Annotated in this window: 23 protein-coding genes and 3 tRNA genes; 18 read left to right on the plus strand and 8 right to left on the minus strand. The window is 65.5% G+C overall.

The features are described 5' to 3' along the window. Window positions 1–60: 60 nt before the first annotated feature. From ACZYZ4_RS07395 to ACZYZ4_RS07405, 3 genes are all read right to left on the minus strand, one after another. Window positions 61–1,476, minus strand: a complete 1,416-nt coding sequence (locus tag ACZYZ4_RS07395; RefSeq protein WP_463859533.1) for a C40 family peptidase — start codon at window positions 1,474–1,476, stop codon at window positions 61–63. Window positions 1,477–1,686: 210 nt separating this feature from the next. Beyond that, on the minus strand, window positions 1,687–2,607 hold the full coding sequence (locus tag ACZYZ4_RS07400; RefSeq protein ID WP_463859535.1) for a cation diffusion facilitator family transporter: 921 nt from the start codon (window positions 2,605–2,607) through the stop codon (window positions 1,687–1,689). Between the two features lie 10 nt (window positions 2,608–2,617). Beyond that, complete coding sequence (locus ACZYZ4_RS07405; RefSeq protein ID WP_463859536.1) at window positions 2,618–3,046, minus strand: metallopeptidase family protein; 429 nt, start codon at window positions 3,044–3,046, stop codon at window positions 2,618–2,620. Window positions 3,047–3,119: 73 nt separating this feature from the next. Between ACZYZ4_RS07405 and ACZYZ4_RS07410 the strand changes: the two genes are divergently transcribed. Beyond that, window positions 3,120–3,740, plus strand: a complete 621-nt coding sequence (locus tag ACZYZ4_RS07410; RefSeq protein ID WP_463859538.1) for a class I SAM-dependent methyltransferase — start codon at window positions 3,120–3,122, stop codon at window positions 3,738–3,740. Window positions 3,741–3,755: 15 nt separating this feature from the next. On the opposite strand, the gene ACZYZ4_RS07415 is transcribed toward ACZYZ4_RS07410, so the two are convergent. Continuing rightward, a complete protein-coding gene (locus ACZYZ4_RS07415; protein WP_463859540.1) occupies window positions 3,756–4,700 on the minus strand; it encodes a DMT family transporter in 945 nt (314 codons plus the stop codon). A gap of 53 nt (window positions 4,701–4,753) precedes the next feature. Continuing rightward, window positions 4,754–5,803, minus strand: coding sequence for a PHP domain-containing protein (locus ACZYZ4_RS07420; protein WP_463859542.1), 1,050 nt, complete (start codon window positions 5,801–5,803; stop codon window positions 4,754–4,756). Window positions 5,804–5,970: 167 nt separating this feature from the next. On the opposite strand from ACZYZ4_RS07420, the gene ACZYZ4_RS07425 reads away from it, so the two are divergent. From ACZYZ4_RS07425 to ACZYZ4_RS07485, 13 genes are all read left to right on the plus strand, one after another. Beyond that, window positions 5,971–6,043: transfer RNA gene (locus tag ACZYZ4_RS07425), tRNA-Glu, on the plus strand. A gap of 90 nt (window positions 6,044–6,133) precedes the next feature. Continuing rightward, window positions 6,134–6,207 (plus strand) — tRNA-Asp (locus ACZYZ4_RS07430). 48 nt (window positions 6,208–6,255) lie between these two features. Beyond that, window positions 6,256–6,331, plus strand: a tRNA-Phe gene (locus ACZYZ4_RS07435). Between the two features lie 270 nt (window positions 6,332–6,601). Continuing rightward, window positions 6,602–7,078 carry an Asp23/Gls24 family envelope stress response protein gene (locus ACZYZ4_RS07440; RefSeq protein ID WP_463859544.1) on the plus strand — a complete coding sequence of 159 codons (477 nt, stop codon included), beginning with the start codon at window positions 6,602–6,604 and terminating at the stop codon, window positions 7,076–7,078. Further along, a complete protein-coding gene (locus ACZYZ4_RS07445; RefSeq protein WP_463859546.1) occupies window positions 7,075–7,266 on the plus strand; it encodes a hypothetical protein in 192 nt (63 codons plus the stop codon). The genes ACZYZ4_RS07440 and ACZYZ4_RS07445 overlap by 4 nt, the downstream gene beginning before the upstream one ends. Beyond that, window positions 7,263–7,643 carry a hypothetical protein gene (locus tag ACZYZ4_RS07450; protein ID WP_463859548.1) on the plus strand — a complete coding sequence of 127 codons (381 nt, stop codon included), beginning with the start codon at window positions 7,263–7,265 and terminating at the stop codon, window positions 7,641–7,643. The genes ACZYZ4_RS07445 and ACZYZ4_RS07450 overlap by 4 nt, the downstream gene beginning before the upstream one ends. Before the next feature lie 74 nt (window positions 7,644–7,717). Then, a complete protein-coding gene (locus ACZYZ4_RS07455) occupies window positions 7,718–8,287 on the plus strand; it encodes a hypothetical protein (protein ID WP_463859861.1) in 570 nt (189 codons plus the stop codon). Beyond that, window positions 8,284–8,895 carry a hypothetical protein gene (locus ACZYZ4_RS07460; RefSeq protein ID WP_463859550.1) on the plus strand — a complete coding sequence of 204 codons (612 nt, stop codon included), beginning with the start codon at window positions 8,284–8,286 and terminating at the stop codon, window positions 8,893–8,895. The genes ACZYZ4_RS07455 and ACZYZ4_RS07460 overlap by 4 nt, the downstream gene beginning before the upstream one ends. A 98-nt stretch (window positions 8,896–8,993) precedes the next feature. Further along, window positions 8,994–9,272, plus strand: a complete 279-nt coding sequence (locus tag ACZYZ4_RS07465) for a hypothetical protein (protein ID WP_463859552.1) — start codon at window positions 8,994–8,996, stop codon at window positions 9,270–9,272. Window positions 9,273–9,581: 309 nt separating this feature from the next. Beyond that, window positions 9,582–10,919 (plus strand): ABC transporter substrate-binding protein, encoded by a 1,338-nt coding sequence (locus ACZYZ4_RS07470; protein ID WP_463859554.1) that lies wholly within the window; start codon window positions 9,582–9,584, stop codon window positions 10,917–10,919. 93 nt (window positions 10,920–11,012) lie between these two features. Beyond that, window positions 11,013–11,978, plus strand: coding sequence for a carbohydrate ABC transporter permease (locus ACZYZ4_RS07475; protein ID WP_463859863.1), 966 nt, complete (start codon window positions 11,013–11,015; stop codon window positions 11,976–11,978). Then, the gene (locus ACZYZ4_RS07480; protein ID WP_463859556.1) at window positions 11,975–12,952 is read left to right on the plus strand and encodes a carbohydrate ABC transporter permease; all 978 of its coding nucleotides are present in this window, start codon (window positions 11,975–11,977) and stop codon (window positions 12,950–12,952) included. Before ACZYZ4_RS07475 ends, ACZYZ4_RS07480 begins: the two co-directional genes overlap by 4 nt. A gap of 148 nt (window positions 12,953–13,100) precedes the next feature. Next, window positions 13,101–14,153 carry a LacI family DNA-binding transcriptional regulator gene (locus tag ACZYZ4_RS07485; RefSeq protein ID WP_463859558.1) on the plus strand — a complete coding sequence of 351 codons (1,053 nt, stop codon included), beginning with the start codon at window positions 13,101–13,103 and terminating at the stop codon, window positions 14,151–14,153. Window positions 14,154–14,204: 51 nt separating this feature from the next. Here ACZYZ4_RS07485 and ACZYZ4_RS07490 read toward each other — a convergent pair whose 3' ends face one another. Both ACZYZ4_RS07490 and ACZYZ4_RS07495 read right to left on the minus strand, forming a co-directional pair. Further along, complete coding sequence (locus ACZYZ4_RS07490) at window positions 14,205–15,200, minus strand: DUF8083 family protein (RefSeq protein ID WP_463859560.1); 996 nt, start codon at window positions 15,198–15,200, stop codon at window positions 14,205–14,207. A 34-nt stretch (window positions 15,201–15,234) separates the two neighbouring features. Continuing rightward, complete coding sequence (locus tag ACZYZ4_RS07495) at window positions 15,235–16,041, minus strand: exodeoxyribonuclease III (protein ID WP_463859562.1); 807 nt, start codon at window positions 16,039–16,041, stop codon at window positions 15,235–15,237. Between the two features lie 163 nt (window positions 16,042–16,204). Here ACZYZ4_RS07495 and ACZYZ4_RS07500 point away from each other — a divergent pair, with 163 nt between their 5' ends. From ACZYZ4_RS07500 to ACZYZ4_RS07515, 4 genes are read left to right on the plus strand one after another with little or no spacing between them, the layout of a single operon-like run. Next, entirely contained in the window at window positions 16,205–17,704 is a 1,500-nt protein-coding gene (locus ACZYZ4_RS07500) for a CoA-acylating methylmalonate-semialdehyde dehydrogenase (RefSeq protein WP_463859564.1), read from the plus strand. Then, the gene (locus tag ACZYZ4_RS07505) at window positions 17,704–18,837 is read left to right on the plus strand and encodes an enoyl-CoA hydratase/isomerase family protein (protein WP_463859565.1); all 1,134 of its coding nucleotides are present in this window, start codon (window positions 17,704–17,706) and stop codon (window positions 18,835–18,837) included. The genes ACZYZ4_RS07500 and ACZYZ4_RS07505 overlap by 1 nt, the downstream gene beginning before the upstream one ends. After that, window positions 18,830–19,744 carry a 3-hydroxyisobutyrate dehydrogenase gene (mmsB, locus tag ACZYZ4_RS07510; RefSeq protein ID WP_463859567.1) on the plus strand — a complete coding sequence of 305 codons (915 nt, stop codon included), beginning with the start codon at window positions 18,830–18,832 and terminating at the stop codon, window positions 19,742–19,744. The genes ACZYZ4_RS07505 and mmsB overlap by 8 nt, the downstream gene beginning before the upstream one ends. Before the next feature lie 47 nt (window positions 19,745–19,791). Beyond that, window positions 19,792–20,568 (plus strand): enoyl-CoA hydratase, encoded by a 777-nt coding sequence (locus ACZYZ4_RS07515; RefSeq protein WP_463859569.1) that lies wholly within the window; start codon window positions 19,792–19,794, stop codon window positions 20,566–20,568. 122 nt (window positions 20,569–20,690) lie between these two features. Here the strand turns inward: ACZYZ4_RS07515 and ACZYZ4_RS07520 are convergent, their stop codons facing one another. After that, window positions 20,691–21,665 carry an NAD(P)/FAD-dependent oxidoreductase gene (locus tag ACZYZ4_RS07520; RefSeq protein WP_463859571.1) on the minus strand — a complete coding sequence of 325 codons (975 nt, stop codon included), beginning with the start codon at window positions 21,663–21,665 and terminating at the stop codon, window positions 20,691–20,693. Between the last annotated feature and the right edge of the window lie 11 nt (window positions 21,666–21,676).

Raw genomic sequence — 21,676 nt, forward strand, 5'->3', positions numbered from 1 at the left:
GTTTGCTTCCTGGAGACTAGAGCCCTGAGGCTGAAGTCCCGGACAGGAGCCCTGGCCGGGTCAGTAGCGGGCTGCGTAAGGGTGGAGCTGCATCCCGGCCATCCAGTTCAACTGGGTCACGCCGATGCCCTCATCCGGGTTCAGCGCCTGCACTACCTGGCCGTTCCCCAAGTAGATGGCCACGTGATAGAAGCCCGGTGCTGAGCCCCAGACCAGCAGGTCGCCGCGCAGTGCCTGGGAGATCGGCACATGAACGGGAGCTGCCGCGTACTGCTGCGCAGCGGTGCGCGGCAGGTACTTGCCCGCGGCGGCGAAGGCCGTTTGCACGAGGCCGGAGCAGTCAAAACCGTTGGGGCCGGTGCCGCCGTATTGGTAGAAGTACGGCGACCCCACCTTGGACATCGCCACGGAGATGGCAGTCTCGTTGGAACCGCCCGGCGATGGGGCCGGTGTTGGCGCGGGCGTTGGGGCTGGTGCTGGAACAGGCGCGGGCGCTGGGGCTGGTGCGGGAACAGGCGCGGGCGCTGGGGCTGGTGCTGGAACAGGCGCGGGCGCTGGGGCTGGTGCTGGAACAGGCGCTGGAGCCGGTGCGGCCGGCAGGTCCCCGCCGGCGGCCGGTCCAGCGGCAGGCCGGTCTGCTGCTTGCGCCGCCGCAGCCCGATCAGCAGCCGCAGTTAATTCGGCGAGCCTGGCCTCCTCGCGCTGCCGGTCCAAAGCGCCAATGCGTGCCGATTCGATGGCCACCGTGGTGTTCCGCAGCTGGGCGAGTTGATCCACGAGGATTGTCCGCTGCGCCGCGGCTTCGGCTACGGCCTTGGTCTGGGTGGCGTTGGCTTGTTCAGCCTCTTCTTTGCGGGCTTCGGCCTTCCGGGCGGCGTCGTCAGCGGCCCGGTTGGCGTCGTCGGCGGCGGCCGTCAGGGACTGCGCCGCGGACGCTGCGGATGCGGCCGCTTCGAAGGCGCGGCTCCGGCTGGCCGAAATGGCTTCCAGCGTCGCGGCCTGATGCAAGGCTTCGGCGTTGCCGCTGACGAACGTGCCCAGCGTAGGGTTCAGCCCGCCGTTGCGGTAGAGGTCACCGGCGAGCTGGCCTACCTGCTTCCGGGTCCTGTCCTGCTCGTGCGTCGCAGCGGTGGCCTTGGCCGTGGCCACTTCCGCCGCCATCCTGCGGTCTTGCAGTCCCACCAGGGCTTCGCCGTAGGCGTTGTTGGCCTGCAGCGACAAGGCAAACGTGGCTTGCTGGGCGCTGGTGGCGTCTGCGAGGAGGCGTTCGATGATGGCGACCTGATCCGCCGTCGCGCGTTCACTCGCCTTAGCTGTGGCGATGTCCTCCGGGGTGGGAAGCTCCGGCGACGCCGGGCGCTGGACGGTCGGAGCCTGCGGCAGCGGGGCTGCTTGGGCGGGGAGGGTCATGGTGCCGAAAAGTACGACGGCGGTGCACAGCACGGCGGCCTTCAGGCCGGATCCGGTCAAACCCATTCGCAGAACCTCGCACGTAGTTAAGGCCAGGGGAGTGAGGTCTGGTGGCGGCACAAGGAGCCCCTCTGCTGATCACCCAGCAGTCCGAGGCTACGTGAGCGTTTGCACTTTGGCAACACTGGTCACATCAATAACATAAACAACAAGAGTGTAATTCCGGCACATCTGGTCCGGCGTGTTGGCCGAATCCGCGCCGCCCTGCTGCGTGCGTCAGGCGTGCTGACGCGATTCGTGCTCCGAGTGGCTGGCGGGTTCCAGCTGGAAAGTGCAGTGCTCGGTGTCAAAGTGGGACCCCAGGCAGGTGGTGAGCCTGTCCAGGAGCTGGTCGGCGCCGCGGGCATTAAGGACGCCGTCCTCCACCACCACGTGGGCCGAAAACACCGGCACACCGGACGTGATCGTCCAAATGTGGATGTCATGGACGTCAACCACTCCGTCAACGCTGAGGATGTGCTCGCGGATCATCTGCACTTCCACGCCCTTGGGGGTCGCCTCCAGCAGGACGTCCACCACATCGCGCAGCAGGCTCCAAGCCCGCGGCAGGATCATCAGGGCAATGAGCACGGAGGCGATGGTGTCGGCCGCCTGGTAGCCGGTGAACATGATGACCAGGGCAGCAATGATGACGGCGACTGAGCCCAACAGGTCGCCCAGCACCTCAAGGTAGGCGCCCCGGACATTCAGGCTGTCCTGGTGTGCGCCTCGCAGGATCAGCAGCGAGACCAGGTTGGCCACCGCGCCCAAGATGGCGGCGAAGAGCATGATGTCGGTGTGGACCTCGGGCGCGGAGCCGATCCTGCGGATGGCCTCGGTGAAGATGACCACCGAGATGACAATCAGGATCAGCGCGTTGGCCAGGGCGGCCAGGACCTCAGCACGCTGGTAGCCGTAGGTCCGCTGATCACTCGCCGGGCGTCCCGCGATCCAGGCGGCCAGGAGTGCGATGGTAACGCCTGCCGCATCAGACAGCATGTGGCCGGCGTCCGCCAGCAGGGCCAATGATCCGGACAGTGCCGCGCCCACCACCTGGACCACCACTACCGCCAGGGTGATGGCCAGGACGGCGATGAGCCGTTTGCGGTGGCGGCCTGTCGCCGTGATCCCGTGTGTGTGGCTGTGGTCGTGTCCCATGCCTACAAGGCTAGTCCCAGCCGAGCTCGTGCAGGCGCCGGTCGTCGATGCCGAAGTGGTGGGCTATCTCGTGTACCACCGTCACAGCCACTTCCTGGATCACCTCGTCGCGCGACCCGCAGATGTCCAGGATGGGCTGGCGGAAGATGGTGATCCGGTCCGGCAGCGAACCGGCATCCCACCATGAGTCCCGCTCCGTCAAGGGAACACCCTCATAGAGGCCCAGCAGAACGGTGTCCGGGTCCTCGCCCGGGCCGGGCACGTAGTCGTCCTCGACAAACACCGCCACGTTGTCCATGGCCGCCGCCAGTTTGGCGGGGATCAGTCCCAGGGCATCCGTCACAGCGGCTTCGAAATCGTCAGCGGACATCTCAAACGGACTCGGCTCTTGCGGGCCGTCCGGGATGATGGGCAGTCCGGGCGGCAGGTTGGCGGGCATAAGCAGACTCTAGTCCGCAGCCGGATTGGCGCGCATACTGAAACCCGTCCTTGACTGCCCAGTGAGGAGCCGGATGTCCGTCCGCCATCGCCTTTTTGCCGCCACCTACGACAGGCTGTCGGCCCCTCTGGAGCGCCGGGAGCTGGCTCCTCGCCGGGCGCGGCTGCTCTCCAGGCTGACGGGAACCGTGGTGGACGTCGGCGCAGGCACCGGGGCCAACCTGCGGCACTTCCGCCGGGCTGAGCGGGTAATCCTCGTAGAGCCGGACCGGTACATGCGGGCAAGATTGAGCTCCCGACTCGGGGAGTCATCGGTTCCGGTGGAAGTTTCCGACGCCGATGCGGAGCACCTGCCGCTGCCGGACGGCGCAGCGGACGCCGTCGTGTTCACCCTGGTTCTGTGCTCGGTGCCGGATCAGCGGCTTGCCCTGCTGGAGGCCCGCAGGGTGCTCAAACCCGGCGGGACCCTCGCGGTGCTGGAACATGTCCGCGGACAGGGCCGTGCGGGCCGCTGGCAGGACAGGCTGGACGGTCTTTGGGGCCGTTGCGTGGCGCCCGGGTGCCACCTCAACCGGAACACGGTGGCATCCATCGGCGAAGCCGGGTTCGAATTCGCGGAAGTCAGCAGGTTGGAGGCCCCGGCGGTTGCCCTGGCCACGCCGATCATCGCGGGTACGGCAGTGAAGCCCTCCTGACACTGAACGGAGCCCCTACCGGGACCTGCGGCGCGTCAGGCCCACGCCCACCAGGCAGACCACCCCGCCCACGAGGCCCAGCACTGCGGGGACTTCGCTGAGGAGCAGCCAGGAGATCAGGATGGTGGTGCCTGGCACCAGGTATGTGGTGGCCGCCAGTTTTCCGGCGTCAATCAGGGACAGTGCGTAGGCCCAGGTGGTGAAGGCGACGGCGGTGGGGAAGATGCCCAGATACACCAGGCCCAGTGTTGCCGGCAGCGGGGCGGACTGCAGTTCGGACACCAGCTGGCCGCTGAACGGCAGGCAGCAGACGGCCCCCACCATGATGCCGAACCAGGTGGCCTGGCCTGGCGGGAACTTCCGCAACACCGGCTTCTGGATGATGACGCTGACGGCGGCGAGCACGGCGGCAAGGAGGCAGAGCAGCACGCCTGCCACATCCGCCGTCGAACGTTCCCCGGAACCTGAGCCGGAGCCGAGCGCGATCAGCGCAACCCCGCCGAACGCCACCAGGCTCCCGATAATCAACCAGCGCGGGAAGCCCTCCTTTAGGAAGAATCCGGCCATGATGGCAACCAGGATGGGGTTGACGTTGATCAGCAAGGCGGCGGTCCCGGCGTCCAGCAGGTGCTCCGCGGCGTTCAGGGCCACGTTGTAGCCGCCGAACCACATCACGCCGTACCCCAGGATGGGCCACCATTCGCTGCCTCGCGGCAGCAGCTTGCTTTTGGCCAGTTGCGGCAGGACCAGTGCGCCGAGCACGACGGCGGCAACCGCCAGCCTGCCCAGGGTCAGGGATCCGGGGGAGAAGGTGGGGCCGATGGCCCGGATCCCCACGAATGCCGAGGCCCAGAGCACCACGGTGACCGCCACGGCAGCGACGCCGAGCGCGTTAGAACGGCCAGGTGGTGGGCGAAGCGCCGTTGATGTTGCTGCGCTGGGAGGGGTGCTTGAAGGCATGCTGCCAATCTATCCCGGCGGCAACGCCGGCAGCCGGCGGGAATCGGTCACGTCTAGTCGAGTTTCTGCCAATGCCCGGCTGACCACTCCAACAGGCGCTCCAGAGGCCAGGTGGTAACGATGCGCTCCGCGGGAACGTTGTTGTGCGCGGCGCGGGCCGCCCCGTACTGGAGGAAGTCGAGCTGGCCCGGAGCGTGGGCGTCGCTGTCGATCGAGAACAGGCAGCCGGCGTCGAGGGCCAGCTGGATCAGGTTGTCCGGTGGGTCCTGCCGCTCGGGGCGGGAGTTGATCTCTACCGCCACGTTGTATTCCGCGCACGCCGCGAATACCTCCCGGGCGTCGAAGTCCGATTGCGGCCGCGTGCCACGGGAGCCCTCCACCAGGCGTCCGGTGCAGTGGCCGAGCACATTGCTCTGGGGGTTCTGGATGCCCTTGAGCATCCGCTGGGTCATGGTGTCGCGGTCCGCCCGAAGCTTGGAATGAACGCTGGCCACCACGATGTCCAGCCGTTCCAGCATGTCCGGCGACTGGTCCAGTTCGCCGGATTCCAGGATGTCCACCTCGATGCCGGTCAGGAGCCGGAATCCGTCCTCTTTGCCGTCAACTGCGGAGGCAGCGTTGACGGCGGCCACAACGTCGAGCTGTTCGGTCAGGCGCTCCACGCTGAGCCCGTTGGCGATGGTCAGGTTGGGGGAGTGGTCTGTCAGCGCCAGGTACTCGCGGCCCAGCAGGCGGGCGGCGTCTGCCATGAGCTGGATGGGGGAGCCGCCGTCGGACCAGTCGCTGTGGCTGTGCAGGTCGCCGCGGAGTGCCGCGTTGAGCTCGGCCCCGCCGTCCGCCAGAGGCTCCGCGCTGCGCTGGCGGAGGTCCTTAAGGTACTCGGGCACTTCGCCGTCCACGGCCTGCCGGACCACCTGGTATGTCCTGTCGCCGATGCCCTTCATGCTCTTGAGCCTGCCGTCCCGGGCCCGGGCGGCCGCCTCGGCAGGGTCAAGCCCGGCGATGATCCCGGCCGCCTTCCGGAAGGCCTGGACCTTGAAGGTGGCAGCGCGTTCCCGTTCCAACCAGAAAGCAATTTCATTGAGCGCGGCGACGGCATCCATCTGTCCATCTTCGCCTGTTCCGGCCGCTTGGGTCAGGTGGCTCTGGGCCGATTTTGAGATATTCCCGCCGAGGCCCTATAGTTTTAGAGTCCAGTTCGGAGCAACTGCAAACGAAAAGACTGAGGGCCTCGGCTCGAAGCCTTTTATTTTGTGCCGAACGGGTTCTGGCCCCCATCGTCTAGCGGCCTAGGACACCGCCCTTTCACGGCGGCGGCACGGGTTCGAATCCCGTTGGGGGTACGCAAGGAACTGGTCTGGCAGGCTGAAAACGTCTGGTAAGCTGGAAGCCTTGAAAAAAGCGGTAGCGATGCCGCGAAGCAAGAAAATCAAGGCCCTGTAGCGCAGTTGGTTAGCGCGCCGCCCTGTCACGGCGGAGGTCGCGGGTTCAAGTCCCGTCAGGGTCGCTCTGATTGCCAGAAGAAATTCCGGCGGTCAAGGTGACATGTCACCTAGGCTCTGTAGCTCAGTTGGTAGAGCGTTCGACTGAAAATCGAAAGGTCACCGGATCGACGCCGGTCGGAGCCACCACTGGGAAGCATCAGTTCTTCGGAACTGGTGCTTTTCTTCTTTAACCCGGCAGCCACCTGGGCAACCCCGCACTCCCCACCCTCACCCACCCACCTCGAATTTTTTGTCCAGGTAATCACCGATCTTGACGCTTTTCAGGGCAATAGGTGGACAAAAACTCGGGACGGGGCGGGGCAGGCTCTTATGCAAGGATGCTGACTCTCCCGCAGATTCCGACGCCGGAAGACACGTTAGAGATAGGGTTGGGAACAACAGAAGGGGGAGTGTCTGATGGAATACCAGAACCCACAACCCGATGCGGGCGTCGAGCGCCAGCTTGCTACCAGCCACCATGCCGCCAACCAGGCGTCCGTGCCCGGGCATGGACGCACCGTGATCGCTGAGACCGCCGTGGCCAAAGTTGCCGGCATTGCCGCCCGTGCCGTGCCCGGCGTCTATTCTTTGGGCTCGGCTCCGTCCCGTGCGCTCGGAGCAATCCGGGACGCCGTCGGCAGTTCGGACCATGCTGCCGGTGTCCGCGCCGAGGTCGGCGAGACGCAGGTGGCAGTGGACATCAGCCTGGTGGCCTCCTACGGCACGCCCCTGCATTCCCTGGCCGATCAGGTCAGGTCAGCTGTTTACCGCGCGGTCGAGGAACTCGTCGGCCTTCAGGTCATTGAAGTGAATGTCGAAATAACCGATGTCTACGTGGCGCTGCCGGCGAAGGTCGGAGCCCCTGCCGTCGCCGAGAGGGAGGCACTGCTGTGAATCTGACCGTTGTGGGGATCGCCATGGGCGCCTTCGTGGCGTTTATGTCCTTCCAGTTCGGGCTGTGGGGCTTCCTGGTCTCGCTCCTCTTTATGGCCATTGGCGCCCTCCTGGGCCGCGCTGCGGAAGGGAAACTGGACCTGCGCGGCGTCCTGGATGCCATCACCGGCCGGCGCTCCTCGTCATGACGTCAGCCGAACCATCCATCCAGGGGCGGGTCCTGAGCGGACACAACCGCATCAGCACGCAGGCCCTGACCAGCCTTGCCAGGACAGCCGCCGCGGAAGCCCTCGGTGTGGAGCCCCAGGATGTCAGGGCGTACTGGACGGACGACGACGGCCTGCTGGCTCTGTCGTTGGTGTCACCTATCAGGATTCCGCCGCTAACCACCGTGCTCAGGGACCCAGGCCGGGTCGCCGCATTCGGTGGATCCATTTGGGACCGGACGGTCGATGCCAAAACCAGGATCCTTTCAACTGTCACGGCCCTCAGCGGCGCCACTCTGAGCAGGGTGGATATCCGCATCAGCGGCGTTAAACCGATCGAGGGAGGCAGGGTCCAGTGAGCGGCGGATCAGTGGACGGGGACCTGGCGGATTCGAGGCCAACAAGCCGAGCCCGCGCCCAGCCGCAACCTGACATGCGCAAGGTCGTCTACCGGGAAACCCATTCCTCGCGGGCAACAGTGGCAACGGTGGCAGCCGTCCTGGTGATGGGGCTGGCCGGCTACGGTCTTCTCGAATCGGCCGTGCACGCCATCGGACAGCCGGCTTGGCTGATCGAACCGCAGCTGGCGGCGGAGCGCATCGTTGCATTGCCGGCGGGTATCCCGCCGCTGCTGCTCGGTGCCAGCGGCGCCGTGGTAGCCATGGTGGGACTGTTTTTCCTGCTCAACGCCATCCTGCCGGGAAGACGCGCCCGGCACGCGCTGAACGGCACCGGAAGTTCGTCCGCCGTGGTGGTCGATGACGAGGTCATCGCCTCCGCCCTGGCGCGTAGCGCCCGGCTCGCCGCCAATGTCACCCCGGAACAGGTCATGGTGGTGGTGTCCCGGCGGCAGGTCATCGTGAATGTGCGCCCCACCTCAGGGGTTCCAGTGGCCGAAGCGGCGGTGCTGGCCGCGGTCCAGGACGAGCTCAGCGGGATGTCACTGGTCCCGTTGCCTGACGTCCGCGTGAACATTTCCACCGTAGGAGTGATTGGAGCATGACGGCCACCCCCTCGCTCCTCAACAGGATCCTGCTGGGCATCCTCGGACTCAAGCTGCTCGCCGTGGGCATCCTGCTCGTCCTGCTGGCCACGGTTCCGCCTGTGGTGACCTGGTGGCATGCCTGGTCCGGATCGGTCTGGCGCAGCGTCAACCAGTCCTTCGACAACACCCGCTTTCCGGGACGTCCAGAAAGCTGGCTCTGGATTGTGATGGCGCTTGCCCTGGTGGTTCTGATCGGGCTGATGGTTGCCTGGATCGCGCAGCAGGGCAAAGGCCGGAGCAACTTCCTGGTCGCCGAGTACGATCCCGGGACAGTGGCCGGAGACGTGCGGATCAGCGGGGGAGTAGCCGAGCAGGCGTTGAAGCACACCTTGGCTGAACGGCCCGATCTGGCGGGTGCCACGGTGGCAACCTACGATGTCCAAGGCAGCCCGGCTTTGAAAATCCGGCTCCAGCCGCGCCAGGGCGTGGCGCCGCACCTCCTGGCGGCCGAGGTCTCTGCCCTGGTGGACGCCCTGGACCAGGTGGTGGGAAAGCGGACGCCGGTCCTGATCCACATCGGCGCCGGGGCCAGGACGCGGTTCAGCCGGGCCGAACGCGTCCGTTAGTGTGATGCGGGGGACATCTGATCTTGCCGATGCCGGCGGACATCGCCCGGCCACCACCACTGTCCGGATGTAATAACCGGGCCATCAAGGAGAACACCATGAGCGAGCAAGTAACTGACAGCGGAGCAGCAAACGAAGGGGTCGAAGGCGCGGCAGAAAAGGCCAAGGAGTTCGCTGGCGAAGCTGCAGAAAACGTGAAGGACTTCGCCGGCGAAGCTGCAGAAAACGTCAAGGAGTTCTTCGACGGCGATGTGGCTGAGAACGCCAAGGAACTCGCCGGTGACGTGGCTGAAAACGCCAAGGAACTGGCTGGCAGCGTGACTGAGAACGTGAAGGGCTTTGGCGCCAGGATCGCCGGGCTGTTCAAGGGCAAGTAGCCTAAGCCGGGGGCTCACGCCCCAAGGAGCCTAATTGGGCGCCGCGCTCCCCGGGAGCGCGGCGCCTTCTTTTGTGCAGCCTGCAGGCAGGAAAACGTGCGTGGAGGGCGGCTTTCGGCCTCGTGGGGCACCGCTGCGACGCTCCGCCCGGGTGGGTTGGGGCCTTGGTATCCTTTCGGTCACAACCGGGTGTAAACGCTTGCATTCATGGTCGGAGCCTGATTAGTGTGTGATTCATATCACGCAATGATGTCCGTTGCCTCAGTCGCACCTGTTGAAGTTCTGTAAACTCACCGAGGAGTCCTCAGCATGAAAAACCGCAAATACCTGCTTCCGGTTGCTGCCACCGGAATTCTGGCGCTGTCCCTGACTGCATGTAGCCCCGGCGGCGGAGGTGGCGGCACCACCGGAAGCGACTGCTCTGCCTACGAGAGCTACGGCAAGCACGACGGCAAGACAGTCTCCGTCTACTCCACCATCGTGGACATCGAGGCAACGAACCTGGAAACCGCATTCGGAACGTTTGAGGAATGCACCGGAGCGACCATCAAGTACGAGGGCAGCAAGGAATTCGAGACCCAGATCGGTGTTCGGGCGAAGGCAGGAAACGCCCCGGACATCGCCATCTTCCCGCAGCCGGGGCTGATGGCCGATCAGGCCAAGGCGGGCAATCTGAAGCCGGCGCCGAAGGCAGTCTCTGATTTGGTGGACAAGAACTGGTCCGCCGACTGGAAGAAGTACGGCACGGTGGATGGGGTCTTCTACACCGCCCCGATGCTGGCGAACGTCAAGGGCTACGTCTGGTACGCCCCGAAGACCTTCAAGGACAAGGGCTGGGAAGTTCCCAAGACCTGGGACGAAATGATGACACTGTCGTCGAAGATCGCTGATGACGGCGCCATGAAGCCGTGGTGTGCAGGCTTCGAATCCGGCGAAGCGACCGGCTGGCCGGGCACCGACTGGGTTGAGGACGTTGTCCTTCGCGCCGAGGGCCCCGAAGTCTATGACCAGTGGGTGAGCCATGAGATCCCCTTCAACGATCCCAAGATCGTGGCTGCCTTGAACAAGACCGGCGAGATCCTCCTTGACTCCAAGTACGTCAACGGCGGCTTCGGCGATGTGCGCTCCATCCTGACAACCGGCTTCGCGCAGGCAGGACAGCCCGTCCTCGACGGCCAGTGCGCCATGCACCACCAGGCCAACTTCCAGGCTGCCAACTGGCCGGAAGGGACCGTTGTGGCTCCCGAGGGCGACGTCTGGGCCTTCATGACACCTCCCATTGACGCCAGCAAGGGTCAGGCAATCACCGGCGGTGGCGAGATGGTGGGCGCTTACAAGGACACCCCCGAGGTCCAGGCATTCCAGGCCTACCTGGCCAGCGCCGAGTTCGCCAACAACCGCGTCAAGCTCGGTGGCGTGATCAGTGCCAACAAGGGACTGGACCCGGCAAACGCCCAGACGGAACTCGACAAGCAGTCGATCGCCCTGCTCCAGGATCCGGACACCGTCTTCCGCTTTGACGGCTCTGACCTGATGCCCGGCGCCGTAGGTTCCAACTCCTTCTGGAAGGGCATCGTTGCATGGATCAACGGCACTCCCGCCCAGCAGGTTGCCGACAGCATCGAAGGCAGCTGGCCTAAGAGCTAACCTCCTCACATCGCGCCCTTGGGACAACAAGTCCCAAGGGCGCGATGTTGATCCCGAACGAATTTGATCCACGCACACCACGGAGGTTGGGCAATGGAGTTTCTTGGAGGAAAGTTTCTTCAAGTTTTTATCGCCTTAGCGGTTTTTGCCGCGCTAATTGGGCTGATCATGCTGATTGTGGACAGGGCTCCCAAATCAGTCAAAGACAAACTGACGATCGTTGGCTTTTTGGCACCAGCGGCAATCCTGATGCTGGTGGGCTTGGTCTATCCCGCCGTGCAGACGTCGTTTCTGGCATTCACGAATGCCTCCGGACAGCCAAACGGAGTCGATAACTTCGTCTGGATGTTTACGCAGCCTGAGGCGCTGGTTACGCTGCGAAACACCGTCATTTGGACGGTGCTGGTGCCGTTCCTCTCCACTGGTTTCGGCCTCGCTTACGCGGTGTTCATCGACAAAGCCCGCGGCGAAAAGGTCCTCAAAGCCCTGGTCTTTATGCCGATGGCCATCTCATTCGTTGGCGCCGGCATTATCTGGAAGCTCGTCTACGACTACCGCGGCCCCGGCATCGAACAGACCGGCGTCATTAACGCTCTGCGGGTCATTCTGGGAATGGATCCCAAGCAGTTCCTCCTTGATGCCCCGGAAAACACCATCTTCCTCATCATCGTGATGGTTTGGATCCAAACAGGCTTTGCCATGGTGATCCTCTCTGCTGCCATCAAAGGCGTTCCGATGGAACTGGTTGAGGCAGCGCGGCTCGACGGTGCCAATGCCTGGGAGCAGTTCCGCAATGTGACCATTCCCGGCATTCGGGGCGCTTTGGTTGTAGTGCTGACAACCATCACCATAGCCACGCTGAAGGTCTTCGACATTGTCCGCACCATGACGGCGGGCAACTACGACACCTCTGTGGTCGCCAACGAGATGTACACGCAGGCCTTCCGTGCCGGCGAACCGGGCAGGGGCGCAGCGCTTGCCCTCATCCTGTTCCTGCTCGTCCTGCCAATCGTGGTCTACAACGCCCGCGTACTCCGTCAGCAAAGGGAAATCCGATGACCGTCATGCCAGCGCCGGATGAGGCGGCCAACACTTCCCGGACCCAGACACGCAAGGACAAAAGCCGTCCCGCTTCGCCCGAGGATTCCGCTCCGATCATGCGGCGGGTCAAGACCAAGCTGACCTCACGGTGGGCCACCGCCGCCGCCGTGATCATTGCGACGATCTGGACAGTGCCCACGTTCGGTCTTCTGGTGTCCTCCATTCGTCCGGCGGCCAAACAGGTGGGCCCGCGTTCGGACGGCTGGTGGAACTTTTTTGCGGACTGGGATTTCACTTTCAAGAATTACGTCGATGTCACGGCAGCGGCAGGATCGCAGTCGGCAAACCTTTCGCAGTACTTCGTCAACTCCTTGGCGATTGTCATCCCGGTAACCGTCTTTGTCCTGGTGCTCGCTTCCATGGCGGCCTACATGTTCGCATGGGGCAACTTCAAAGGCCGCGAATGGGCGTTCATTATCGTTTTCGCGTTGCAGATCATCCCGCTGCAGATGGCCCTCATTCCGCTGCTAACGCTGTTCACCCAAGTGCTTCAGATTCCGCCCGGGTCCTATACCCAGCTCTGGATCGCCCACACAATGTTCGGGCTCCCGTTGGGCATCTTCCTCCTGCATAACTTCATCTCGGAGATCCCGGGCGAAGTTATCGAGGCCGCGAAGGTGGATGGGGCGGGCCACACCACCATTTTCTGGCGGATCATCCTGCCGTTGTCCGTGCCGGCCTTGGCGTCGTTGGCCATCTTCCAGTTCCTGTGGGTCTGGAATGACCTGCTCGTGGCATTGGTGTTCTCCGGTGGAACAGCAGACGTAGCGCCCATCACCCAACGGCTCGCTGAGATCTCAGGGACCCGTGGAAACAGGGACTACCTGAACCCTGCGGCTGCGTTCGTGTCGATCATTGTGCCGCTTGCTGTGTTCTTCGGCCTGCAGCGCTACTTTGTCCGGGGTCTCCTGGCTGGCGGCCTCAAGGGCTGACCGGCCCCAGACTGACCAGCATGAGGGGCCGGCCGGACGCAGGGGGCGGGCAGGCAGGTAAAGCTGTGACGTCGGGCGGCCCGCAACCCAGCAAGGCTTGGGGGCAAATGCATAGCGGATATTAGGGTTGAGCCCATGAGGGGAAACGGTGGCACGCATGGCTGAAAGGTCTCAACGGGGTGGCCATAGCGGCGTCAGCATTGAGGACGTGGCAGCGGCCGCAGGCGTATCCACTGCCACCGTTTCCCGGGCCGTGCGCGGGCTTCCCAGGGTTTCGCCCGCCACCCGGGAGAAGATCCTCGAGGTGGCGGGTGCTTTGGGTTATGTGGCGTCGTCGTCGGCGTCAGGACTGGCCACCGGCCGCACCAAGACCATTGGCGTCCTGGCACCGTTCGTGAGCCGCTGGTTCTTCTCCAAGGCCATTGAGGGCGCGGACCGCGAACTTCACGCCCGCCACTACAACCTTTCGCTCTTCAACCTGGGCGGTCACGGCAGCAACCGCGAACGCCTGTTCAGCAAGACCATGGTTTATAAGCAGATTGACGCCCTGCTTGTCCTGTGTATGGCGCTCAGCCACGAGGAACTGGACCATCTCCAAAAGATTGATATCCCGCTGATCGTGGTGGGCGGCCATGTGGAGGAGTGCGCGTACATCGGCATCGACGACTACGCCGCAGCGTCCACCGCCGTACGGCACCTGATCGACCTCGGCCACCGGGACATTGCCCTCCTGCACGGCGACGACGAAACGGACCTTAACTTCGACGTTCCCCGCGTGCGGATCCTGGCTTTCAAGGACGTTATGGCAGGAGCGGGGCTGCCCACCCGCCCCGAGTGGGACGAATGGGGCGATTTCACGGTCCGCAGCGGTCAGGAAGCGTTCCGGCGCCTCTGGGCCGCAGTCGGCCCTAAGCCAACCGCCATCTTTTGCGCCTCCGACGAAATGGCCATGGGCGTCATCTTCGAAGCCACACGCGTAGGCGTGCGGGTGCCTGAGGACCTCTCGGTGGTGGGGATCGATGACCACGATTTCGCTGACGCGGTGGGCCTGACCACGGTGGGACAGCGGCCCGACGAGCAGGCCGAGCTGGCTACCAAGATGCTCCTCGACGAACTGGACGGCACGGTCGGGGCGGTCCGATCCGCCGTCGCGCCCCACCAGCTCATCATCAGGGGTACGACGGCGCCGCCTCCTTCCTGAGGAGGCACGGCGGGGCATCCCAGCCAGGAAGCCGTGGTCAGGAAGCAGTGCTCAGGACGCGCGGGCGAGCTGCCGGATGGGAATCCAGCGGGAAGCCAGCCGGCGGTAGGCCGCCGCGGCGCCCGTCATATCGCCCTCTGCCAGGCATTCGATGCCCAGCCGAATGTCCATGGGCGACTCGTCCGGGTACACCTTGTCCGCCACGGCGCCGTAGTCGAGTTCCACCATGGAATTGACGTGGAACAGCTCCAGCCATTCGGTCAGCTGGGCGAGGTCGTCCAGCATGTCCAGGTCCGGGGCGGCCAGCGCCAGGTGTGCCACGGCGTACCGTGCCCGCTCCATGGCTTCGGTGATGGGAGCCCACACCCTGACGGTGAGGATGCGCCCGCCCGATTCCACCACGTCCTTATGGTCGCTTTCCATAAACAGCGAGAACCAGCTGAAGGGGATGCCCCAGGTGGAGGCGCGGGTATGCACGCGGATGGCGCCGTCACGTGCCTTGACCTGGTCAATGCGTTCCTGGTGCTTGTCCCGCTGCTCTTCCGGAATCAGCATCTCGGCCAGCGGGCCGTGGATGCCCTCCATGAGGGCATTGGCAGCGAGGCCGGCGCGCAGGACCAGCTGGCTGGGGCAGTACAGCAGGACGCGCCCGGTTCCAGTGTCAGGCTCAGTGCCCCCAGTGTCAGGCCCAAGGCCGGAACTGGAGCCCGTCCCTGCACTCAAGCCAGCCTCGCCACCCGGCCCGGCGGCAGCACCGGCGTCGGACGTTCCTGCCTGCGGGGTCCGCCCGGGGGGTACGCCGGGAACGCTGGTGACCCGGACCAGGTCCGTCCGCCCGGTGGGGAACGGGTCACCGCCGGAGCGTGTGATCCTGCCTAGGGAGGCCAGGAGTTCGGCGTTTTCGACGGCGGCCCGGGAGGCCGTGCGGGCGCCGGCGGTCCGGATGGCGTCCCGCTGTCCTTCCGGGAAGGCGTCCAGCGGTTCGTAGACGCGCAGGGTAGAGGAGAATGGCAGGCCGGCCTGGCCTCGGTAGAGGTTTCCCGTCATGACAGTCTCCCTTCCTGGGCCCCGGCTGCAGCCATCAGTCGGCCAGGTCCACCAGAACGGGGGCGTGGTCCGAGGCGCCCTTGCCCTTGCGTTCCTCGCGGTCGATCGATGCGCCGCTGACGCGGGCCGCCAACGCGGGGGAGCCAAGGACAAAGTCAATGCGCATCCCCTCCTTCTTGGGGAAGCGCAGCTGGGTGTAATCCCAGTACGTGTAGACGCCGGGACCGGGCGTGTACTGGCGGGCCAAGTCGGTGAAGCCGGCTTCTGCGAAAGCATGGAAGGCTGCGCGCTCCGGCGGGCTGACGTGGGTGTAGCCCTGGGACAGGAAGAGGTCGATGTCCCAGACGTCTTCATCCAGGGGCGCGATGTTCCAGTCGCCCATCAGGGCAACCTGGGCGTCAGGGTTCGCGGCGACCAGGCCCTGGGCGTGGTCCTTGAGGGATTCGAGCCATTTGAGCTTGTAGGGCATGTGTTCGTCGTCCAGGGAGCGGCCGTTGGGCACGTAGAGGCTCCAGACCCGGACGCCGCCGCACGTGGCAGCCATGGCGCGGGCCTCCTGGACAGCGTCCTTGCCGGCCTTGCCGAATGGAGGCTGGTCCAGGAATGTGCGCTCCACGTCTTCCAGCCCCACCCGGGACGCGATGGCCACCCCGTTCCACTGGCTCACGCCGAAGTGGGCCACCTCGTAGCCCATGCGTTCGAACAGCTCCCACGGGAAGTTTTCGTCCTTGCATTTGGTCTCCTGAATGGCCAGGACGTCGCAGTCGCTGCGCTGCAGCCAGGCCTCCACGCGGTCGGCGCGGGCACGGAGGGAGTTCACATTCCAGGTAGCAATCTTCACAGTCCCTAACTTACCGAACTTGTTGCCCGGAGGCGTTGCCGCGGTGCGACAGTCCGCGCAGGCCGTTGTCCACCGCTGCCGGGGCAGTCTGGAATTTAGTAGGAAGTCCGAGTATATTCGCTTGCAGAGATGACCTGGATCACATGCGAAGGAGCATTGCATCATGGTGCGCGAACTATCCCATTACGTGGACGGCCAACGGGTGACGGGGACCTCCGGCCGCTTCAGTGACGTTTTTGACCCCTGCACGGGCCAAGTCCAGGCGCGCCTGCCCCTGGCCAGCGGGGAGGAGGTCCGGAACGTGGTGGCCGCCGCGGAGAAGGCGCAGGTCCAGTGGGGCGCCATGAACCCGCAGCGCCGCGGCCGGATCCTGCTGAAATTCGTTGACCTCGTCAACGAGAATATGGATGAGCTCGCCACGCTGCTGTCCTCCGAACACGGGAAGACGTTCGCCGATTCCAAGGGCGATATCCAGCGCGGCATTGAAGTGGTGGAGTTCGCGGCGGGCGCCCCGCACCTGCTCAAAGGCGAGTTCTCCGACGACGCCGGTGCAGGCATCGACGTCCACTCGCTTCGCCAGCCACTTGGGGTGGTCGCGGGCATCACCCCGTTCAACTTCCCGGCTATGATCCCCCTGTGGAAGTCGGGCCCGGCCCTCGCCGCCGGCAACGCCTTCATCCTCAAGCCCTCCGAACGTGACCCCTCTGTTCCCCTGCGCCTGGCCGAACTGTTCACCGAGGCCGGGCTGCCGGACGGGGTGTTTAACGTGGTCAACGGGGACAAGGAAGCCGTTGACGCGCTGCTGGAGGACCCCCGCGTGAAGGCCATCGGCTTTGTGGGTTCAACGCCCATCGCCCAGTACATCTACGCCACCGCGGCCGCCCACGGGAAGCGCGCCCAATGCTTCGGTGGGGCCAAGAACCACATGGTGATCATGCCGGACGCGGACCTGGACATGGCCGCCGACGCCCTGATCGGCGCCGGCTTCGGCTCCGCCGGCGAGCGCTGCATGGCCATTTCCGTGGCCGTCCCGGTGGGGGAGAAGACCGCGGACGCGCTGGTATCCAAGCTGGCCGAGCGCGTCAAGCACCTCAGGGTGGGCCACAGCCTGGACAAGGCCTCGGACTTCGGGCCCGTGGTGGCGGCGAGTGCCAAGGAACGGATCGAGGGCTACATCCAGTCCGGTGTGGACGAGGGTGCCACCCTGCTGGCCGATGGTCGCGGCCTCACTGTGAATGGCTACGACGACGGCTTCTGGGTGGGACCCACACTCTTCGACCACGTCACCAAGGACATGAAGATCTACCAGGAGGAAATCTTCGGACCCGTCCTCAGCGTGCTCCGCGCCGCCGATTACGACGAAGCCCTCCGGCTGTGCTCCGAGCACGAGTTCGGCAACGGCGTGGCCATCTTCACCCGCGACGGCGACACCGCCCGGGACTTCGCCAACCGGGTGGAGGTGGGCATGGTGGGCATCAACGTGCCCATTCCGGTGCCCATCGCCTATTACACGTTTGGCGGCTGGAAAGCGTCCGGTTTCGGCGACCTGAACCAGCACGGCGCTGATGCGTTCCGTTTCTACACCAAGACCAAAACGGTCACCACACGCTGGCCGTCCGGGATCCGCCAGGGCGCCAGCTTCATCATGCCGGAAGGCAGCTGATGACCGGTCTCCCGCCGGAAGCAGGCAGCGCGGAAGCAGGCGCCGGGGAATCAGGCGACCCGGAAGCCGGCACCGCCGAGGTACTCTTCGAATGCCGCGGCCACCTCGGCATCATCACGCTAAACCGGCCCAAAGCCGTCAACGCCCTGAACGCCCCCATGGTGGGCGCCATTCTGGAGCAGCTCACCGCGTGGGCGGAGGACGACGGCGTGGCCACCGTCCTGGTGCACGGCGCCGGCGAGCGTGGCCTCTGCGCCGGTGGCGACATTGTGGCGATCTACCGGGACATCCTTGGCGGCGGGACGGAGACGGCTGACTTCTGGCAGGCCGAATACCGGCTGAACTCCCTGATTGCCGGGTACCCCAAGCCGTATGTGGCCTTTATGGAGGGCCTGGTGCTGGGCGGCGGCGTGGGAATCTCCGCGCACGGCTCGGTGCGGGTAGTCACCGAACGCACCCGGACGGGAATGCCGGAGACCACCATCGGGTTTGTGCCCGACGTCGGCGGGACCTGGCTGCTGGCGAGGTCACCTGGCGAGACCGGCACCCATGCGGCGCTGACAGGTGCCCACCTGACCGGGGCGGATGCGCTGTTCCTAGGCCTCGCGGACCACTTTGTCCCGTCGGGGAACCTGCCGGAGCTGGCGGCGGCGCTCGAACACGAAAGTGCGGAAGCCGCCGTCGTGCGCTTTGCCCAGAATCCGCCGCTCTCCGGGCTGGAGGCGCAGCGCGACTGGATCGATGCCGCCTATGCCAGCGATGACGTGGAGGACATTGTCCGGCGGCTGCGGACCATGGACGGTGCGCCGGGCGGGGAGCCTGGCGCCGAGACGGCCACCACCATCGAAGCGAAGTCGCCTACCGCCGTGAAGGTGGCCCTGGCGTCCCTCCGCCGGGCCAAGGGACTGACGCTGGACGAAGCACTGGCGCAGGAATACCGGGTAGGGCATCGGTTCCTGGCCGCGCCGGACTTCCGCGAAGGGATCCGCGCGCAAGTGGTGGACAAGGACCGTACGCCGCAATGGAAGCCAGCCACGCTGCACGAGGTGCACGCGGCGGACGTGGAACGGTTCTTCGCGCCGCTGGGGGATCGGGAGCTCAACCTGCACACAAAGGAGCCGGACAATGCCTGAACAAATCACCGTCGCTTTCCTGGGCCTGGGCCACATGGGCGGGCCGATGGCAGTGAACCTGGTCCGTGCCGGCTACACCGTGGCGGGCTTCGACGTGGTCCCCGCCGCTCTGGACGCCGCCCAAACACACGGTGTCTCCACGGCTGCCAGTCCGCTGGACGCCATCGCCGGTGCCGACGTTGTGCTGACCATGTTCCCCAGCGGACAGCACGTGCTGGAGGCCTACCGCGGTTCGGAGGGACAGCCGGGCCTGCTGGCCGAGGCCAAGCCGGGCACCATGTTCCTGGACTGCTCCACCATCAACGTTGACGAGGCACGGGAAGCCTCCACGCTCGCCATTGCGGCCGGCCACAGGGCTGTGGACGCCCCGGTCTCCGGCGGCGTTGTGGGTGCGGAAGCCGGCACGCTGACCTTTATGGTGGGCGGCGAGGCGGCGGACTTCGAGGCCGTCAGGCCGTTGCTCGAGGTGATGGGAAAACGGGTGGTCCACTGCGGCGGGCACGGCGGCGGCCAGGCCGCGAAGATCTGCAACAACCTCATCCTGGGGGTCTCCATGATCGCGGTCAGCGAAGCCTTTGTGCTGGGCGAGAAGCTGGGTCTGACGCACCAGGCGCTCTTCGACGTTGCCTCCAACGCCTCCGGGCAATGCTGGGCCTTGACCACCAACTGCCCTGTTCCGGGGCCGGTCCCCACCAGCCCCGCCAACCGCGACTACCAGCCCGGCTTCGCTGGGGCACTGATGGCCAAGGACCTGCGGCTCGCGCTGAATGCGCTGGAAAGTACGGGGGTGGCGGCCCGGCTCGGACCGCTCGCCTCGGAAATCTACGATACGTTTGCCGCTGAAGGCGGAGCCGGCCAGGACTTCTCCGGAATTATCAATGATATCCGCGACAAGTCGCAGCACTAGCAACATCTGCAGCACTAGCAACACTCGAAACAGCTGAAAGGTCAGGCATGACGGAGTACACGAACATCCTGGTGGAACAGCGCGACCGGGTAGGGTTGGTCACGCTCAACCGGCCGGAGGCGCTCAACGCCCTGGACAAGGCCACCATGGACCAGCTCGTGGCAGCCGTCACCGCCATGGACGCAGACCCTGGCGTGGGTGCGGTGGTGGTCACCGGCTCGAGCAAGGCATTCGCCGCGGGTGCCGACATCAAGGAAATGGCCTCGCAGGGCTACATGGACATGTATGCCGCAGACTGGTTCCGGGGCTGGGAGGACTTCACGCGGCTGCGCATCCCTGTCATCGCGGCGGTGTCCGGCTTCGCGCTGGGCGGCGGCTGCGAGCTGGCCATGATGTGCGATTTCATCATCGCCGGGGACAACGCCAAGTTTGGCCAGCCGGAGATCAACCTTGGCGTGCTGCCGGGCATGGGCGGTTCGCAGCGGCTGACCCGCGCCGTGGGCAAGGCCAAGGCCATGGACATGATCCTCACCGGGCGGTTCGTCGGCGCCGAGGAGGCTGAACGCTCGGGCCTCGTCTCCCGAGTGGTGCCCGCCTCGGATGTGGTGGAGGAGGCGCTGAAGGCCGCGGAGGTCATCGCGTCCAAGTCCAAGCCCGTGGCCATGCTCGCGAAGGAAGCCGTCAACGCAGCCTTTGAAACGGGACTCGCCCAGGGTGTCCTATTCGAACGCAGGATCTTCCACTCGCTCTTCGCCAGCGAGGACCAGAAGGAAGGCATGGCCGCCTTTACGGAGAAACGCCAGCCAGAGTTCAGCCACCGCTGACTCCATCGATTACCCACCTGACCCATCCGTTGCTCCCCACCGGCTCCCTCGCCTCACAAGTTCGGCCAGGGAACCCTGCCCGGCGTGGGCCCAGCGGCCGTTTTCAGCGCCCAAAAGGGCCCTTACGGAGCAACCGATAGAGATTCCCGGTGGGTCGCAATGTCTGCGGCCAGTTCCTCGGCCATCAGATGGTTGTTGATCACGACGGCGGTCCACGCGCCTGCCGCCGCGGAGGCCAGGACCTGCGCGCGCATGTCCGTCACGTTGCCAGCAGCCCACACGCCCGCGACAGCGGTGGCGCCGTCGGCATCCGTCTCCAGGAAGTCCCCGACCCCCATCGGATGCGGTGCCGGTGTGAGGCCAAGTCCGGCAAAGGCGTCCAGCCGTGCGCGCACCTGGGGTCCCACCACTACCGCGTCCACGGCGATCTCGGGCCCGCCGGCCAAAGCGACGCCGCGCAGGACGTCCTGCTCCACCCGCAGTGATTCAACGGCGCCTGCCACCACTCGGATGCCCCGGGCGGCCAGCTGCTCCAGTTCGTCGTCGGTGGGCAGGGTCAGGTCGTTCAGGAACAGGGTGATGTTGCCGCTCCACTGCCGGAAGAGCAGGGCCTGGTGCACGGACCACGGGCCCTTTCCCAGGATGCCGATGGCCTGGTCCTGCACTTCCCAGCCGTGGCAGAACGGGCAGTGCAGCGCATCCCTGCCCCAGCGCTCGCGGAGCCCGGCAATCTCCGGCAGTTCGTCCACCAGCCCGGTGGCGATCAGGAGGCGGCGCCCGCGGATCACGCTGCCGTCCGCCAGGGTCACGGAAAAACCGTCGGCCGCATTGCCCGCGGCGCCAACGGCCTCGCCCTCCACTATCCGTGCGCCGTAGTGCTCGGCTTCGGCACGTCCGATCCTCAGGAGCTCGGCAGGGCTGACGCCATCGCGGGATAGGAATCCGTGGACCCCCTGGGCGGGGGCGTTGCGGGGTTCGCCGCCATCCACCACCACAACGGAGCGGCGCGACCGGCCCAGCATTTGCGCTGCGCTCAGGCCGGCGGCACCTCCACCGATGATCAGGACGTCGTGGGTGTTGTCATTGTCTGTTGTCATGACTCCATGGT

This window comes from Pseudarthrobacter adonitolis (assembly GCF_055412845.1).